The following is an 18,751-nucleotide window of genomic DNA, read 5'->3' as shown; positions in this document are numbered from 1 at the left end:
TATTAATGACAATGTAAAAAAAGTTAGCTGATAACTGGTAAAATAAGAGTAATAACTAGTGATATTGGAGGCAACACATGGCGTTAGAATTATTATTTGGTCGCTCAAGCGCTGACCATGAATTGGCATTATTACAGCGCATACAACAGGTTTTAGCGACAGATAAACAAGCACAAGTATTTTATATTGTCCCAAATCATATCAAATTTGAAACAGAAATACATGTTTTAACCAGGCTGGCAACATTAGAAGGTCACCATGGCGCCGCAATTTCAGTACCTAATGTTTCGGTTTTTTCATTAAGCCGTTTAGCCTGGTACTACATGCAAAATGATCCCATTTATCAACAGGCAAACTTGTCACAAAATGGGCTCACGATGTTAGTCCAGACACTACTACAACAGCATCAAGATGAATTGCAATTATATGGTAATTTATTGAGTAAACAAGGATTCATTGGCCAATTTACGACCCAATTATTAGAGTTAAAACAATCCGGCTTATCATGGGACGATGTCACGGCAATGGCCGATGGGCTGACAAATCAAGAGACGTTGCAGATGAAACTGCATGACTTAGCGACCATTGGGCGTTCGTTAGAAACTGAATTAACGCAACGTGGTCAGTATTTAAGTAGTGATTTATTATTGGCCTTGAAAGTTTATTTAGCAACGGAAAAAACAGATATTTCACATCATTACTTCTTTATTAATGATTATTCGCAAATGACGTCGCCTGAACGTGGATTGGTTGAAGCGTTGATTACGTATGCTGGTGGGGTAACGATTGCATTACCAGCAGATGATGGATCAGCTAGTTTGACCGAATCAGCCATTTCTGAAAATGATTTGTTTTATCGACCTAAGCAACTTGGCCGACAACTACGGGATGCGGCCGTTACACATCAAGTGCCAGTTATCGCAAATACGATTACAGCCCAACGTCAGATGAGTGCGGGGATGTTGGCCGTTGAAGATTTCTGGATAAAGTATGAGCAGCAGGGAATTGTGCGCGAACAATACGATGCCCAGGGGGGACTTGAGATTTGGCAGACTCATACGCGTTACCAAGAAGTCGAACAGATGGCACGTTTGATTCGGCAAGAAGTCGCTGCCGGCAAGCATCGCTATCGTGATTACTTATTAATGACGCGTGATTTGGGTCAGTATGAAAATATCGTGCCAGCGGTTTTTGCTCGTTATGACATTCCGATGTTTATGGACTTAGATCGGCCCATGTCAGCCCATCCGTTAGTTGCTTTTTTGGATGAGTTACTCCATTTGGCACCGACATATACGATTACAGATGTCATGAGTTTTTTAAAAACGGAGTTGTTGATACCAGCAGACGTTTCATTGGCGGATTATCGTGAAGCACTTGCGGAAACTGAGAATTATGTGTTGGCCAAAAACATTGCTGGGTGGCAATGGACGGATAAAACGCCTTGGCAATATGATCGCCAAGCATTGACCAGTGATGATGAAGTAACTCGTGAACGGGTTGCGGGTAAAGATGCGCAATTGGCGATGATTCATGACCAAATTAGTCAAGTGGTTGCCCCATTTTTGCATCAACTACAACACGCACAAACCGCCCGTGAAATGGCCCGTGAACTATATCAGTTTATAACGCAAATTGGTGTCCAAAAGCGCTTGCTTGATTGGCGTGATCAGGCGATTGCCAAAGGAGATTTGTGGGCTGCACAACAACCCGAACAAGTTTGGCGAGTATTTATTGGTATTTTGGATGATTTTGTTCAAGTATTTGATACAGCGGAAATGACCTTAGAAACGTTGCAAGATGTTTTTAAAGCCGCTTTTGATAGTGCGAATTATTCTGGTGTGCCATCCACGATGGACCAAGTGCATATTTCTGAAAGCGGAATCGTGCAACGAACTGGCTATGAAACGGTTATTGTATTCGGGGCAACGAATCATAATTTACCAGCCGTTACGCGAATTAAAGCAATCCTACATGATGGTGACCGGGCAGTTTTGCAGCCAGCATTGCCTGATAATGTTTTTTTGAAAGAGACTTCGGAACAACAAATGGCTCAAGAATCATTGTTGATGTATCGTGCAATGATGGTTGCTGATCAACGGTTGATATGGACATATGCCACAAGCGATGGGGATGGGGCACAACAACCATCTACCTATGTCACACGTATGCAAAAGCAATTTAAACTGGATCCAATTCAATTTGATGCCTTGCCTGATCCAATGAGTAACCAGGTTGCTAATTATGTCGGTACACCCACGAGTACGATTGCCCAAATTGTGATTGCCAATCGGCAGGCTAAGCAATCAGAGACAGCGAATAATGACTTAAGTAGTGCCTGGCGTAACTTGATGAAACAAGTACAACAGTTGGCACCACATCAATTACAACGATTATTAGGTAGTTTGCATTATCAAAACGAACCAGAAAAGCTACAACCAGCATTGGTCAATAAACTCTTTGGCCATGATTTAAAAGCATCGATTTCACGTTTGGAAAGTTATTCGCGTAACCCGTATGAATTCTTCTTACAATATGGTTTACGGCTACAAGAACGACAAGTTTTGCAGTTAACACCAGCTGAAAAGGGAACTTTGATGCATGCCATGTTGGAACAAATTTTCCAGGTGCTAATTACTAACGAACAAGTACTCGGTGCATTGACTGATGACCAACTGCGTAAATTAGAACAAGATATTTTACAAGGGCTTTTGACCAGTGATGATCCAACATATGATATTTTCAATAGTTCATCACGGATGCAGTTTTTGACCCAACGGCTGGCGATGCAGGTTCATGAAACCATGACGAGTATGAAACGTGGTCAACTGCTTGATGGTGGTATCCATACAATTGGTGTTGAAGCCGGTTTTGGTTTGCCGCAAAGTGACCTAAAACCAGTTGCATATGAGATACCGTTTGGGCACGTTAAAGTTCGTGGTAAAGTTGATCGCTATGATTTGGTTGAAACCACTGCCGGTAATTTTTTGACCATTGTTGATTACAAATCAAGCAAACGTGTGTTTGATTATAGTAAAGCTTATGCCGGGTTAGAATTACAATTAATGACCTATTGGACAGCTATGCTAATGAATAAAGATATCTTACCAGATAGTGAGATGGGGGGCGCGCTATTTTGGACACTCCAAAATCCATGGATCAGCATGAGTGATTTGACAGGAGATTCCTTACAACAATTGCAGTCAGCCGCTGATAAACAAGCGATTGATCAAGGTCGTTATCGAGGAATCTTACGCACAAATGAGGATTATATTACACAGCTTGAAAGCACGCCTGATATCGTGGCTCCTTATGCAATTGACCGGAAAAAAGATTCTTCGTTTAAGAAGAGTGCTGATGTTGTTTCAGACAATACCTTAGAAACATTGTTGCAGTTTAACGAATACAAAATTAAAGATATTGCTGAGCAAATTCTAGATGGAGCTTTTCCGTTATATCCATTCCGTGATGGCGCTGCCAATACAGGGTTGATGTATTCACCATATAAACCAATTATGATGTTTGATGCTATGATGGGAAATCGGTATAACCATTTGCAAAAGTTATCAGTCAGTGCGACGTTAGAAGCAATGACGCGTTTTATTCAGAATTATCATCAGGAATCAGAGGAGGGTCAAAAATAATGAAATTTACTGATTCTCAATCAGCAGCCATTGAGACAAAAGGGCGTAATGTGTTGGTATCAGCATCAGCCGGCTCAGGGAAAACGCGTGTCTTGGTTGAGCGTGTGATGCGTCGCTTATTGGCTGGTGAAAATGTTAACGAGTTTTTGATTGTGACGTTTACTGAAGCAGCGGCAAGCGAAATGAAAGAACGTTTAGAAGGAGAAATCCGTGCCAAACTTATTGAGAGCACTGGTGACCAACGACAACATCTTTTGAAGCAATTGCGACTGTTGAATATCGCTAATATCTCAACATTACATGCTTTTGCGCTACGCCTAATTGAACAATATCATTACACGATTGATTTGGATCCACAGTTTCGGCTGATGGACGATGCAGAACGTACCTTAGTTATGCTCGAAGTTTACAATACGTTGTTAGAAGAACAATATGCTCATGATGAACAACAGACCTTTGCGAACTTCGCTGCGCAATTTACAACGAGTAGCACAGATGATAAATCTTTGCAGGAAGCGACTTTTTCTTTATATGATTTTGCGACTGCCCGTCCTGACACGGTTGATTGGTTGGATCATCTATCGGATTTATATCAGGTAGGGTCAGCAGATTTCACAACTAGCAAGTTTTATCAAGAGCAGTTAAAACCACAAATTTTACAAGAATTACAAGGCATTGTTGTTAAGGCATCCGGCTTGGTTGCACAAGCCCCCGATACAATGGATGAAGCCCCAGCGATGAATCGTTTATTGAATTTGCAAGCAGATGAAACGACCTATCAACAGGTCTTGCAAGTTGTCCAAAGTGAAACCAGTGATTGGGACACTATGCGACAAACGTTACGACAGTCTGAGTTGATGGGATGGGGTCTTAATGCACAAGGTAAACGTAAAAATTTCACGAAGAAACATGATCCGGCGTTGAAAGCAGCTTGGGATAAAGTCAAAGATGAACGTGAAGCATTAAAGAAGCGCTTTACGACCTTATTGGAAAAGTATTTTGTTCTCGACCAAGCGGGGTTGTCATTAGCCATTCAAGGTGCTGGTTCTGTGATTTCACGTTTGGTTCAGTTAACCAAAGATTTTAGTGAGGACTTTTTGGCTGAAAAATTACGTCGTAAAGTATTGGATTTTAATGATTTAGAGCATTTTGCTTTGCAAATCGTTAGCCAAGAAAAAGTGAAAACAGAATTACGGACACACTATACTGAAATCATGGTCGATGAGTATCAGGATACGAATCAATTGCAGGAGGCGATTCTGGATGAAATTACTGCGGGTGATAATTTATTCCAAGTTGGTGATATTAAGCAGTCTATTTATAAGTTCCGCCAAGCAGACCCAACATTATTTGCGGGTAAATTAGCAACTTATCCATCTGATTCAACAAGTGCTGTCATTACGTTACAGGAGAACTTCCGATCACAGCCTAACGTGACGAATTTCATTAACTATATCTTTGCGCAAGCGATGAGTCGTTCATTGGGTGATATTGAGTATACTGGTGAAGCTGAATTGGTTGCTGGTGCAACGTATTATCCAGAGGAATTGCCAAAAAAAGCAGAACTTTTGCTTTATTTAGATGATGCTAGTTCAGAAGACTTGGGTGCAGACGCTGAAAGTGATAAAGGAGTTGAACCAACAACTTCTGAGGCTCCTTATACAAAGGCGACGGGGCAAATTCGTTTGACAGCATTAAAGATACAAGAATTGGTGCAATCAAAGTTTGAAATTTATGATCGTCATGCTGAAATGAAGCGACCAATCAACTATGGTGATATTACGATCTTGGTGCCAACGAAGAGCCAAAACCTAGATGTCTTAGATATCTTTCGTGAAATGGGCATACCAATCATGATTGATGGGACGGAAAATTATTTTCAGACAACTGAAATATCAGTGATTATGAGTTTCCTACAAGTGATTGATAATCCACATCAGGATATTCCGTTGGCGGCTGTATTACGTTCACCGCTATATAGCATTGCTGAGAATGGTCTGGCATTGATTCGCGCACAAACGCCAGATGAAGATTTTTATACGGCTGTTAAACAACTAGCAAGTATTGAAATGCGTGTTGATGTTCCTGGTATTTCTGCTGAATTGGTAACGAAAACACAAGCACAAGTCCAACGCTTCTTAGCTGATTTAGCAGTATTTCGTGATTTGGCCGTTCAGAACCAAATTGTGACGTTGTTGTGGGCAATTTATAACCGAACTGGGTGGCTGGATTATGTTGGTGGGTTGCCTTCAGGTGCTCAGCGACAAGCCAATCTGCACGCACTGTATGAGCGTGCAGCTGCCTATCAAAAGAGCAGTTTTGTGGGGTTATATCAATTTATTAACTATGTGATTCAGTTACAGAATCAAGATAAAGACTTAGGTGAAGCCGATGCAAATGTGGCTCAAAATAGTGTGTTATTGATGACGATTCATCATTCCAAGGGATTAGAATTCCCGGTTGTCTTTCTATTAAATGCGACTCGTACAATGATTAGTCAACGAGAGACACAAGGCAGTATTATTCTTGATGCCCATGCTGGTGGTGGGATGAATTATATTGATTTACCGCATCATCTGAAATTAAGTACCCCACAGCATGAGTATATTGCACAAGTAAAACGCCAAAATGCATATGCTGAACAATTGCGAGTGTTGTATGTGGCCCTAACCCGTGCCGAGCAACAATTATTTATAGTTGGTGCCTATGATGGTGTTGATAAGTTATGGCAAACTTGGCAGCAGAGTGCTGGGGTAACGGAGTGGATGTTACCAGATACGATTCGTCTTGCTGGAAAATCATTCATGGATTTGATTGGGATGACGTTGATTCGCCACCCCCAAGCGCCAGAACGTTTGGCACCGCTGCGCGCTTATGATGAGCATGACGTCATGCAGTTTGATGATATCCGAGCCAAAGCGCCTAAAAATGTTTTTGAATATGACGTGGAAGCTGTGAATACACAAGATTTAGTGACACGAGTGGCAAACTATCAACCAATGGTTGATGAAAAACCAGATACGGGGAATGTTGCACAAACGGTAACTGAAAATACCAATTGGCAACCGGTTCTTCAATTCCAGTATCCTTATGAAACGGCAACACGTGCGACTGCCTATCAGTCGGTGTCCGAAATCAAACGATTATTTGAAGATCCTGACTTAACCGAGGGACGTCAGTTGATCGATCGTCGGTTGGTGACGGATGATTTGGCGGGACTACGGCTGACTGATGAAGAGTTACCGGCGCCGGAATTCATGCAGGAATCGGCGACACGCTTGTCTTCAGCTGCCATTGGAACGGCGACCCATTTGGTAATGCAACGGCTAGATTTAACAGCCGGTTTGCCAACATTGGCAACAATCAAGGCACTTATCCAAGAACTAGTTGCTGAACAATTAATTGACGATAAAATTGCGCCGTTAATTTCGGTTGATAAAATCGTACGGTTCTTTACTGATTCACCACTTGGTAAACAAATGGTCCGACATGCTGATACGTTACAACGAGAAGTACCATTTTCACTGTTGTTAGATGCAAAGCGGTTATACCGCGCGTTTGATGGTGACGATAAGGTGTTAGTACACGGAATTATTGATGGGTATTTCCAAGTGGATGATGAAATTTGGTTGTTTGATTATAAAACAGATCACGTTTCACAGAAGTCGGCGACAGATGTTTTGACTAAGCGATATGCTGGCCAATTAAACATTTATGCACAAGCGCTAGTTGCGATGGGCTTACCAATGCCTAAACGATTTATTTATGCTATTAATGCCGAAAAATTAATTCGGTTGTAATGCGTTTATACTGTAAAAATTAAACATAAAAGAGGTTGGGACAATTGTTTTGTCCCAACCTCTTTGTGTTAATAATGCATTAATTATAAGGCTGTAAATTTTATAGCATAAACGCGTTCCAAAAGCCTGAAGCCTCAATGTAATGTCATTTACGCCATTCCTGTCCACGGCCAAAAATGGCGAAAACAACGTTACACACTGGATTCAAAGCGGCTTTTGTCTCGCTCTCCTTACTTTTTTAGATGACGTATATTCAATATTAATGTCAAAGCGACGAAGAACATCATCAGAATAAAGACGGATGCAAAGAGTAACTTGTATGAGCCACCATCGATCAATAAACCACCATAAAGTGGGCCGATCGCACGTCCTAAGGAAACGAACATAGTCAACAACCCTTGAGCGTGACCTTTCGCAGTTGGATCACTTAATTTGTCGACCCAAGCAGGAATCTGTGGGCTAGCAAAAATTTCTCCGATAGTCAAAATGACAAAACTAACGATAAACATGGGGTATGTTTTTGCCTGAATCAATACTAGGAATGATAGCGCAAATAAAGTTGAACCACCTAAAACAGTTAGACGTAGTGGTAAACGGTCAATAATTCGGTTTAGTAGTCCCTGACCAAAAATAATGATGATACCATTTAGGGTCCACAAGAATGAATAATCTTTGGTTGTCATACCAAGGTCAGTCATATGCGTTGCAATGACGGTTTCCCATAACATGTATGACATGTAGAAGGCGAAAGCTAATCCTAAAATGGCATAGATGATAGTAGGCGTTTTGAAGGTGCTTTTTGCGGCTCGAGCAGCTGCTTGTGCGCTTTGTTTGGCCAACCCTTTAATATTAAAGTATTTAATGACAAGAATAAAAAATACAGTGTACATGATAGCAGCGCTACCAAATACGTATTTAACACCGTAATCAAATAGGAAACCGACGATTGCAGTACCGGCAACCACACCAACGTTCATAAAGAGGTATTGGAAATTGAACACCTTTCTCGTATCTATAGATTGGATGGTGGTTGCGTAGGCATTTACTAAAGTGTAAATAAGACCATCTGCAAAACCAATTAATAACATAAATAGTGCAAAAACTGGCCAACTGTGCCAAAAAGTTAGCATGATTAGAATCGCTAGGGCGACGCCAACTGAGAGGGTCATGGCTTTATACGGACTCCAGCGATCAAAGAGACGGCCGCCTAACCAATTACCGAACATCATGGTTACCGAAAGCCCCATCACAACGACTCCTGATACAGTCATACTTTGATGTAAGACATTATGCATATAGAGTGTTGTGATTGGCCAAATCAGTGAAGCGCCTGTGGATTGGAAAAACGTTGTAATGTATAAAATGATGGCTTTAATTTCGACGTGCTGTGGTTTGTGCACATCGCCGTCTGGTGACGACTGACTTATCATAAATCCTCCATGAATGTGTGAACTGATATGAATAAAAAATTGTGACACGATATCATTTTAAGATGACTCTTATATGTGGTATTATGCACCTAAAAAGTGTGTCTATTTGTTTTGACTACTAGAAAAGTTTAGCATAATCTGTGGGAATTGGTATACTTAATGAAGATGAGTTTCAAATCTAGATAGAATTATTGGGGAATAAAAAATGGCGATTAAGAAACCAGAATATATTTTAGCAATTGATCAAGGAACAACCGGCACGCGAGCGATTGTTTTCAATCATAATGCCCGGCGTGTGACATCAGTTGCTATTCCAATGACGCCAGTGATCCCAAGGACTGGTTGGTTAGAACAACGGCCGTTAGATATTTGGCATGCAACTCAGACAGCAGTTGCTGATGCGTTAATCAATGCCGGTATTCGGGGGGATGAGATTAAGGCGTTGGGAATCGCAAACCAACGTGAAACAACGATTATATGGCATCGTCAAACGGGACAGCCAATTTATAATGCAATTAGTTGGTCATCGACACAATCACAGGATATTGCTCAAAGTATTGCTGATGATGCTGAAAAGACGGAATTGATTCGTCAAAAAACTGGTCTGCCTGTTAGTGCGTACTTCTCAGCAACCAAAATTCGCTGGATTTTGGATAATGTTCCTGGTGCACAGGCAGCGGCCGAAAATGGTGACTTAGTTTTTGGAACAGTGGATACCTGGTTAACGTGGCAACTGACTGATGGTGCCGTTCATGCAACTGATGCGACGAATGCTGCTCGAACAATGCTGTACAACATTCATACACAAGAATGGGATGATGAATTATTAAAGATGTTCAACATTCCATTAAGTATGCTACCTGAGGTCCATAATAGTAGTGAAGTAATTGGTCGCACGAGTCCCATGTCGTTCTTCGGTGGTCAAGTACCGATTGCTAGTGTTATTGGTGATCAAAATGCTTCGATGGTCGGTCAACTGGCTCTTGAAAAGGGTATGGTCAAAAATACGTATGGTGCTGGAGCATTTATGATTATGAACACTGGTAATGAACCGGTGATGTCTAATAATCGTCTAGTTACGACCATTGCTTATAAAATCGATGATCAACCCGTCTACGCCTTAGAAGGATCAATTTTTTCAGCTGGAACAGCTATTCAATGGTTACATGATCGCTTAGGCATGATTGAAACGCAACTAGATGCCTGGTCGTTGGCCGAAGAATCGGATAATCATAATGAAATTTATGTGATTCCCGCATTTAATGGTTTGGGAGCACCATATTGGGATCCGAATGCACGTGGAACCGTCTTTGGTATGACACGTGGGACCAACAAGGCCGATTTTGTAAAGGCAACTTTGCAATCGATTGCTTATCAAACTGCGGATATTTTATCAACCATGAAGAAAGACTCGGGCTATGAATTAGCGACAATGAAAGCGGATGGCTCTGTTTCACGTAATCCATACTTAATGCAATTTCAGTCGGACATTGCTCATGTTGACATTGAACGTTCCTTAGATGAGGACGCTACGCCACTTGGGGCAGCCTTTTTGGCTGGAATTGCAGTTGGTTACTGGCAGGATCTATCGGACTTACAACACTATGTCCAAGCTGGTCGTCAATTTAAGCCAAACTTGGCCGAAGAACAACGCCAGCACTTACGTCAAGGTTGGCGTAATGCAATCAAGGCGACTCGATTTTTTGGAGAAGTCTAAAATTGTAAGCGATGTACATTGTTATAGAAAACTTGTGAAAAAAAGTTTATAATTGTTGATGAAAGTAATGATGTACTTATTTAATAATTGTTTTAAGAACTCACTAGTAAAGGAGCATTCATCGTGCCTAAAGAAATTACAACATTGTTGACGTTTTTTGGTGGGACTGGAGACTTAGCTAAGCGTAAGTTATATCCATCTACCTATAACCTTTTTAAGAAAGGTTTCTTACAAGAACATTTTGCGATTATTGGAACTGCTCGTCAGGATTTAACGACAGATGAATTCCGTGAGCTAGTTCGCACATCAATCGCTGATTTTACTGAAGATCAGGCGAATGCTGAAGAGTTTGTTTCACACTTTTATTACATTCGTTTAGATATTCCGGATAAAACTGGCTATGCTGACATGCTTGCATTGAATAATGAATTGGATGCTAAGTATGATTTGAAGGGTAACCGTATTTTCTATATGTCAGTTGCACCTCGCTTCTTTGGTACAGTTGCTAAGTATTTGAAGTCAGAGAATTTGCTAACTGAAAATGGTGAATTTAACCGTCTGATGATTGAAAAGCCATTTGGTTCTTCATATGATACAGCTGAAGAATTGCAAAACGAATTGTCAGAAGCTTTTGATGAAAGCCAAATTTACCGTATCGATCACTATCTTGGTAAAGAAATGGTTCAAAATATTGCAGCGGTTCGTTTTGGTAACCCACTATTTGATGCGGCTTGGAATAAGGACTACATCGAAAACATTCAAGTGACTTTGTCAGAAGTTTTGGGTGTTGAAGAACGAGCTGGATACTATGATACAGCTGGTGCCTTGCGTGATATGATTCAAAATCACACGATGCAAGTGATTGGTTGGTTAGCCATGGAAAAGCCAGCATCATTTAATGATAAAGAAATTCGGGCAGCTAAGAATGCAGCCTTTGATTCTTTGAAGATTTATAACACACCTGAGGAAGTTGCGGCTAACTTTGTGCGTGGTCAATATGGTGAATCAGCAGATGGTTCACAAAAGAAATACTTGGATGAAATGGATGTACCAGCAGATTCACAAAATAATACGTACGTTGCTGGTAAACTACAATTTGATATGCCCCGTTGGGAAGGTGTACCATTCTACATTCGTTCAGGTAAGCGTTTAGCTGCGAAGTCAACCCGTGTCGATATTGTCTTTAAGAAAGGCTTGAATATCTTTGGTGAAGACGTTTCATTAGATAATCCAGTATTATCAATTTTGATCGACCCTAAGGGTGGTATTGAATTTAAGATCAATGCAAAGGATATTACGTCAGCATTTGCAACACGTATGATTAACCTAGATTGGCAAGTTTCTGATGAAGATAAGGCCGTTACGCCTGAACCATACGAGCGTATGATTCATGATGCCATGAATGGTGATGGATCAAACTTCGCTGACTGGAATGGTGTGGGAACTGCTTGGAAGTTCGTTGATGCCATTCAAGCTGCTTGGGATGCTAAGAAAGAATCATTCCCTAACTATGTTTCAGGTTCAATGGGACCAGTTGCGGCTGATGAGTTGTTAGCAAAAGACGGCAACGAATGGGTCTTTAAGGGTTAAACTGGTTTTTAAAAATTAAATAGATTGTCGATCCTCCGTAGTGCTTGTTATTTGATAATAAGTGACGGAGGATTATTTGTTTCAAGAATAAAGGAGTTATTATGGCCAGATACACAGCAATTGAATTAACTAATATGATTATGATTGAAAATCCGCAAACACACGAAATTTTAGTCGAAAATCGACGGAATCCGGCGTGGCCAGGAGTTACTTTTCCGGGCGGGCACGTAGAGGAGGGAGAGACGGTCACACAGTCAGTTTATCGAGAAGCCTATGAAGAGACCGGTTTAACAATTGCATCACCTAAAATGGTTGGTATCAAAGAATGGCCATTAGCAGATGGGGCTCGCTATATCGTCTTTTTATATAAGACTGATCAATATCAAGGTGAGATTCAAACTGGACGTGAAGGTGAAATATTCTGGACGACCCGCGAGGAATTATTGAGTGGCCAGTTTAAATTACCGCACACGTTTGCAGAGATGCTGCCCGTTTTTGATAAACCTGAAATTAATGAATTAGCATTATATGCAACGATTGATCAGCAGCGGCAAGATATAAGTTGGCAATAATATGATAAAACACGAACGTCCGAAAAAATGCTGATTATTATAAGAACATATCGGCTGTCTTCGGCTTTAAACGTTTTTTTAAAACGAAAAATGAACGGATATGTTATACTGTCAGTATTAAATTAAAAAATACCGAACGTTCGAGGTTATAAAATATGAAAACACGTCGAAGCGATCGCTTAGTAGATATGACACGTTATTTGCTAGAACGACCACGTACTTTAGTTTCACTAACACATTTTGCTGAAGAATATGAAAGTGCCAAATCATCTATTTCAGAGGATTTGACCATTTTAAAGCGGACATTTCATGAGCGCGGCATTGGCCTTTTGGAGACGATTCCGGGGGCTGCTGGTGGTGCCCGTTTCACACCATATATGACGAAAGATGATGCCAAAGAATTTGTGGACTCATTAGTTAATGTCATTGATGATGAGACTCGTGTCTTGCCAGGTGGCTATGTTTATTTATCAGATATTTTAGGCCAACCTTGGTTTTTGCAACGCATTGGTCGCTTGATTGCAACACAATATTTGCGCGAGCCAATCGATGCTGTTATGACGGCAGCAACCAAAGGTGTTCCAGTTGCGCAAGCAGTAGCTGAAGAATTAAATGTCCCATTCGTGATTGTCCGTAATGATACAAAGGTTACTGAAGGGCCAACGATGTCAGTCAATTATGTCACTGGTCAGTCACAACGGTTAGAAAAGCTTGAGTTATCACGACGTTCTTTGCCAATGGGCTCACGCGTATTGATTGTTGATGACTTTATGAAGGCTGGTGGTACCATCCGTGGTATGGCTTCTCTAGTTAAAGAATTCGAAGGACAAGTGGTTGGTTCTGCCGTTGTCGCTGAAGGCCGCGTTGAGCATCGTGTAATTGATGAATACACATCATTGATTCATGTGGATACAAATAAGGATGATGGTATTATTCACGTCACACCTGGTAATTATGCCGATGAAATTTATACCAAGTTTGAAGAAGAATTAGAAAATAAATAGTATTAGATTAAGGTGGAAGTCATGCAAAGATTTGTCATTGTTTTAGCTGCAGGAAAAGGGACCCGAATGAAGTCTACTTTACCAAAGGTGTTGCATAAAGTTGGTGGTAAGCCAATGGTACAATTGGTAGTCGATACGGTAAAAAATGCTGGTGTTGACAAAACGGTTACTGTTGTTGGTAACGGTGCGGATCAGGTAAAAGAGACGCTAGGGGATTCTTCTGAATTTGCAGTGCAAACGCAACAATTAGGTACTGGTCATGCCATTCAGATGGCCGCCCCATTGTTGGCAAGTGAACAAGGTGTCACGCTGATTGCTTCAGGGGATGCACCAATGTTTACTACCACCACTTATGAAGACCTATTTAGCTATCATGAACAATCAAATAATGCTGTTACTGTATTGACAGCCAAAGCACCAGATCCAACTGGGTATGGTCGTATTATTCGTGATGAGCAAGGTAACGTCCTACGAATTGTCGAGCAAAAAGATGCGAATGATGATGAGAAAAAGGTTGATGAAATCAATACTGGTGTCTATGTCTTTGATAATCAATTATTATTTGAAAGCTTGCAACATGTCACGAATGATAATGCACAAGGTGAATACTACTTGCCTGACACATTAGAGATTTTGCGTGAAGCCGGTCAAACGGTTGGCGCCTTCCAAATTAGTGATTTTGGTGAATCGATGGGTGTCAATGACCGCGTTGCTTTAGCTAAGGCAAATCAAATTATGCGCCAACGTACTAATGAAGCCCACATGCGAGCTGGTGTCACTTTGATTGACCCAACGAACACTTACATTGATGTGGATGTCCAAATTGGGGCCGATACGGTTATTGAACCAAACGTCTATCTAAAGGGTCAAACTAAGATTGGTAGCCATGTTGTCTTAACGGCAGGAACAACCATTGTTGATTCGATCGTTGCTGATGGGGCTCAAATAGATGCCAGTCATTTGGAAAAGGCTGAAGTACGTGAGGCAGCAACGGTCGGTCCGTTTGCTCATCTACGTCCGGCAGCTTTCTTGGATCGTGAAGCCCACGCTGGTAATTTTGTTGAGGTGAAGAAGGCAACCTTAGGCGTACGCTCAAAAATGGGGCATTTGTCTTATCTGGGTGATGCAACGATTGGTGCTGATGTAAATATTGGTGCTGGGACTGTATTTGTTAACTATGATGGTATGAACAAATGGCATTCAAATGTTGGTGACCGTGCCTTTATTGGTTCAGGATCAAAAATTATTAGTCCGGTAGATATTGCTGATGAAGCGTTTATTGCCGCTGGTTCGATTATTACAGATAATGTGCCAGAGCATGCCATGGGGATTGCCCGTGCTCGTCAAACGGTTAAAGCAGATTTCTGGCAACGGACACCATTATTCAAAAAATTTAATAAATAATTATTGAATTAAGTTGATTGTCATGTTGGTCGGTTAATAATGGATTGAAGAATGCGTTGAAAAACGGTACAATGGGATTATTAAAGACTGGAATACGCACGTGAATGTGTCTATGGAGGAAAGCATGTCAACTTATTCGGATCCACATTTGAAAATATTTTCATTGAGTAGCAATCAACCATTAGCGGAAAAGATTGCTGCTGCTGTTGGTGTGGAACTATCGAAAATCAATATCGCCCGATTTAGTGATGGGGAGATTCAAATCAATATTGAAGAATCTGTCCGTGGGGATAATGTTTATATTATCCAACCAACATCAGCACCAGTTAATGACAGTTTGATGGAACTGTTGATTATGATTGATGCATTACGTCGAGCAAGCGCACGTTCAATTAATGTTGTGATGCCTTATTACGGTTATGCACGTCAGGATCGTAAAGCACGTTCTCGCGAACCAATTTCAGCAAAATTGGTTGCTAACATGCTAGAGATGGTTGGTGCAACACGAGTATTAGCACTTGACTTGCATGCATCACAAATTCAAGGATTCTTTGATATCCCTGTTGATCACATGACTGGTGCCCCATTGTTGGCTGATTACTTAATTACAACGGGTATCGCTGATAATAATACCGTGATTGTATCTCCTGATCATGGTGGTGTTACTCGTGCACGTGCTTTGGCAGAATTATTAGGTTCACACGAACCAATCGCTATTATTGATAAGCGTCGCCCAAAGGCTAATGTTGCACAAATTATGAATATTATTGGTGATGTTAAGGGTAAGCGTGCCATCATGATCGATGATATGATCGATACTGGTGGTACCATTACGCAAGGTGCTCAAAAGTTGAAAGACGAAGGAGCTGCCGAAGTATATGTGGTTGCAACACACGCAGTCTTCTCAGGTAAGGCTGTGGAGAATTTGCAAAACTCAGCATTTGAAAAGGTTATTGTGACGGATTCACTTAATTTACCAGAAGAAAAGAAGTTCCCTAAGTTGGTTCAAGTTTCTACTGCAGAATTGATTGGTGAAGCAATTAAGCGCATTAATGAGAACAAGGCTGTTTCGCCTTTGTTTAAGACACGCTTTCACCGTACATCTGACTAAGAAAGAAAATGATTCGTTGTTCTAGCAAAGTTTAGAGCAACGTTTTTTTATAAGAGGGGTAATGTAATGGCAAAAAAGAAGATGATTTTAGACCTAGATACTGGTGTTGATGATGCATTGGCATTAGCTTATGCATTAGCAACACCGGATGCTGATTTAATTGGTGTGGTATCCTCATTTGGAAATACCCAAGTTGAGACTGCTGCACAAAACACCTTGAAGCTATTAGAGCTATTAGGAAAATCGGATGTACCAGTTTTTGTTGGGGCGGCACATTCTTCAACCACTGATAATTTTGAGACCATGCAGGTATCAATGGATATTCATGGTAAAAATGCCATTGGGGATGTTGAGTTACCAGAGCCTAAGACAACTCTAGCAACAACATCAGCGGTTGATTTCCTGATTGCATCGGCCCACCAATATGCTGATGATTTGGTCGTGGTACCAACTGGTCCATTGACTAATTTGGCTGCAGCTTTTAAGAAGGATCCGCAAATAGCTGATTTGATTGGTAACATTACGTTAATGGGGGGTGCACTTGTTGTGCCAGGAAATGTGACGCCATACACTGAAGCAAACATTAACCAAGATCCTGAAGCGGCTGACTATGTGTTTAAGCATGCTAAACATTTGGTAATGGTTGGCTTAGACGTGACCTTACAGACCTTGTTAACGAAACAAGAAACGAAACAATGGCGTGATTTAGGGACTGAAAAAGGACGCGTTTTTGCAGATATTTTTGATTATTATATTGATGCCTATTACAACTTAGACATTAATAAGGCTGGGGCAGCCTTGCATGATCCGCTAGCAGTGGGTGTGGCAGTTGATCCAAATTTTGTAACATTATTACCACTCAACATGATGGTAGATGCTAACGATGGTCGAACGATTGGTGATCCTAGCCGGCTGCGTGACCCACATAAGAATAATTATGTGGCTGTTGAAGTAGATGAACCATTTTATTTGGAGCGATTCATGAATTATACATTGGCAGTATTATCGTAATTAATGAATAGCTAAGGCTTGCAAAATGCCTTTTTGTCGTGTAATATAAGTGTTTGTGAGTTATCACTTATTGATAGCTTTCCTTGCCGGCAGGTAGTCGGCCATAGACCAAAAGGAGGAATATATAATGGCATACGAATTAACATACATTATTCGCCCTGACATGAATGCTGACGCTAAGAAGGCATTGGTTGAGCGTTTTGACAAAGTGTTGTCAGATAATGGTGCTACGGTGGTTGAGTCAAAGGACTGGTCATCACGTCGTTTTACTTTTGAAATTGCAGGTTACCGTGAGGGTCTTTACCACGTGGTTACATTTACTGCAGAAGATGACGCACCTGTTAACGAGTTCGATCGTTTGGCTAAGATCTCAGAAGATATCTTACGTCACATGGTTGTAAAGCGTGAACTAGCATCAGCTGAGTAATTTTTAAAAATTACATTAATTTAATAAAATTTAGTGGCTAGGTCTAAGGACCTTGAAAGGAGGCTTTCCATATGATAAATCGTGTTGTTCTGGTTGGTCGTTTGACACGTGATGTTGAATTGCGTTATACGACTTCTGGTGCTGCTGTTGGGTCATTTACAATTGCCGTCAATCGACAATTTACAAATGCTAACGGTGAGCGTGATACCGATTTTGTTAATGCTGTCATTTGGCGTAAGTCAGCAGAGAATTTTGCTAATTTTACATCAAAAGGTTCGTTAGTTGGTATTGAAGGCCGTATTCAAACTCGGAATTATGAAAATCAACAGGGACAACGTGTTTATGTCACGGAAGTAGTTGTTGATAACTTCTCATTGTTGGAAAGCCGTGCTGAAAGTGAAGCACGTCGTTCTCATAATGGTTCAAATAATACGAATAATTTTGGTGGTGGACAACAGCGTAGTCAGGGGAATTTTAATTCTTCAGCATCACAAAACCCATTTGGCGCACCAGCATCAAGTGGTAATGTGTTCAATGGCAGTTCAGCTAGTTCACAATCATCAAATGATCCTTTCAGTGGTGGTCAAGAGATTGATATCTCTGACGATGACCTACCATTCTAAATTATTAACAACAAGATTGTCTAACGACATCATTCTATCAGGAGGAATTTAATCATGGCACAACAACGTCGTGGTGGCGGACCTCGTCGCCGTCGTAAGGTTGACTTTATCGCAGCCAACCACATTAAATACGTGGATTATAAAGATACTGAATTGTTGGAACGTTTCATTTCAGAACGTGGTAAGATTTTGCCTCGTCGTGTAACTGGAACTTCAGCAAAGAACCAACGCAAGGTTACGACTGCTATTAAGCGTGCTCGTATCATGGGTCTTTTGCCATTCGTTGCAGAAGACTAATTGCATATAAAAAAAGTCGAGGTGAACTGAACCCCGTAAGTTGGAGTAATTTCCAAAACTTACGGGGTTTTACTATGTTTTCAAAAGAAGTACAAATTGAAGCAGTCACGATGTACCTACA

General features: G+C 40.9%; 13 protein-coding genes. 12 read left to right on the top strand and 1 reads right to left on the bottom strand.

Features of this window, described 5'->3' with window-relative positions:
* Window positions 1–77: 77 nt before the first annotated feature.
* Window positions 78–3,644 (top strand): PD-(D/E)XK nuclease family protein, encoded by a 3,567-nt coding sequence (locus tag FFM62_RS07650; protein ID WP_115471442.1) that lies wholly within the window; start codon window positions 78–80, stop codon window positions 3,642–3,644.
* Window positions 3,644–7,444, top strand: coding sequence for a helicase-exonuclease AddAB subunit AddA (gene addA, locus FFM62_RS07645; RefSeq protein WP_115471443.1), 3,801 nt, complete (start codon window positions 3,644–3,646; stop codon window positions 7,442–7,444). The genes FFM62_RS07650 and addA overlap by 1 nt, the downstream gene beginning before the upstream one ends.
* 230 nt (window positions 7,445–7,674) lie before the next feature.
* Here the strand turns inward: addA and FFM62_RS07640 are convergent, their stop codons facing one another.
* Window positions 7,675–8,874, bottom strand: a complete 1,200-nt coding sequence (locus FFM62_RS07640; protein WP_165845926.1) for an MDR family MFS transporter — start codon at window positions 8,872–8,874, stop codon at window positions 7,675–7,677.
* Between the two features lie 205 nt (window positions 8,875–9,079).
* Between FFM62_RS07640 and glpK the strand changes: the two genes are divergently transcribed.
* The 10 genes from glpK (at window position 9,080) to rpsR (ending at window position 18,630) form a co-directional block, all read left to right on the top strand.
* On the top strand, window positions 9,080–10,591 hold the full coding sequence (glpK, locus tag FFM62_RS07635; protein WP_115471445.1) for a glycerol kinase GlpK: 1,512 nt from the start codon (window positions 9,080–9,082) through the stop codon (window positions 10,589–10,591).
* A gap of 123 nt (window positions 10,592–10,714) precedes the next feature.
* Window positions 10,715–12,181, top strand: a complete 1,467-nt coding sequence (gene zwf / locus FFM62_RS07630) for a glucose-6-phosphate dehydrogenase (RefSeq protein WP_115471446.1) — start codon at window positions 10,715–10,717, stop codon at window positions 12,179–12,181.
* A gap of 101 nt (window positions 12,182–12,282) precedes the next feature.
* Window positions 12,283–12,753 (top strand): 8-oxo-dGTP diphosphatase, encoded by a 471-nt coding sequence (locus tag FFM62_RS07625; RefSeq protein WP_075268976.1) that lies wholly within the window; start codon window positions 12,283–12,285, stop codon window positions 12,751–12,753.
* A 155-nt stretch (window positions 12,754–12,908) separates the two neighbouring features.
* Window positions 12,909–13,757: a pur operon repressor gene (gene purR, locus FFM62_RS07620; RefSeq protein WP_115471447.1), complete on the top strand. Its 849-nt coding sequence runs from the start codon at window positions 12,909–12,911 to the stop codon at window positions 13,755–13,757.
* Between the two features lie 21 nt (window positions 13,758–13,778).
* The gene (gene glmU / locus FFM62_RS07615; protein WP_075268978.1) at window positions 13,779–15,161 is read left to right on the top strand and encodes a bifunctional UDP-N-acetylglucosamine diphosphorylase/glucosamine-1-phosphate N-acetyltransferase GlmU; all 1,383 of its coding nucleotides are present in this window, start codon (window positions 13,779–13,781) and stop codon (window positions 15,159–15,161) included.
* A 124-nt stretch (window positions 15,162–15,285) separates the two neighbouring features.
* The gene (locus FFM62_RS07610) at window positions 15,286–16,272 is read left to right on the top strand and encodes a ribose-phosphate diphosphokinase (protein ID WP_115471448.1); all 987 of its coding nucleotides are present in this window, start codon (window positions 15,286–15,288) and stop codon (window positions 16,270–16,272) included.
* 66 nt (window positions 16,273–16,338) lie between these two features.
* A complete protein-coding gene (locus tag FFM62_RS07605; protein ID WP_115471449.1) occupies window positions 16,339–17,283 on the top strand; it encodes a nucleoside hydrolase in 945 nt (314 codons plus the stop codon).
* Window positions 17,284–17,410: 127 nt separating this feature from the next.
* On the top strand, window positions 17,411–17,710 hold the full coding sequence (rpsF, locus tag FFM62_RS07600; RefSeq protein WP_115471450.1) for a 30S ribosomal protein S6: 300 nt from the start codon (window positions 17,411–17,413) through the stop codon (window positions 17,708–17,710).
* Between the two features lie 71 nt (window positions 17,711–17,781).
* Window positions 17,782–18,333 (top strand): single-stranded DNA-binding protein, encoded by a 552-nt coding sequence (gene ssb, locus FFM62_RS07595; RefSeq protein ID WP_075268982.1) that lies wholly within the window; start codon window positions 17,782–17,784, stop codon window positions 18,331–18,333.
* 54 nt (window positions 18,334–18,387) lie between these two features.
* Complete coding sequence (rpsR, locus tag FFM62_RS07590; protein ID WP_115471451.1) at window positions 18,388–18,630, top strand: 30S ribosomal protein S18; 243 nt, start codon at window positions 18,388–18,390, stop codon at window positions 18,628–18,630.
* The last annotated feature ends 121 nt before the right edge of the window (window positions 18,631–18,751 follow it).

The sequence above is a fragment of the Weissella thailandensis genome, from assembly GCF_005405465.1.
Classification (GTDB): Bacteria; Bacillota; Bacilli; order Lactobacillales; family Lactobacillaceae; genus Weissella; species Weissella thailandensis.
This window is presented reverse-complemented; position numbering and strand designations above follow the sequence as displayed.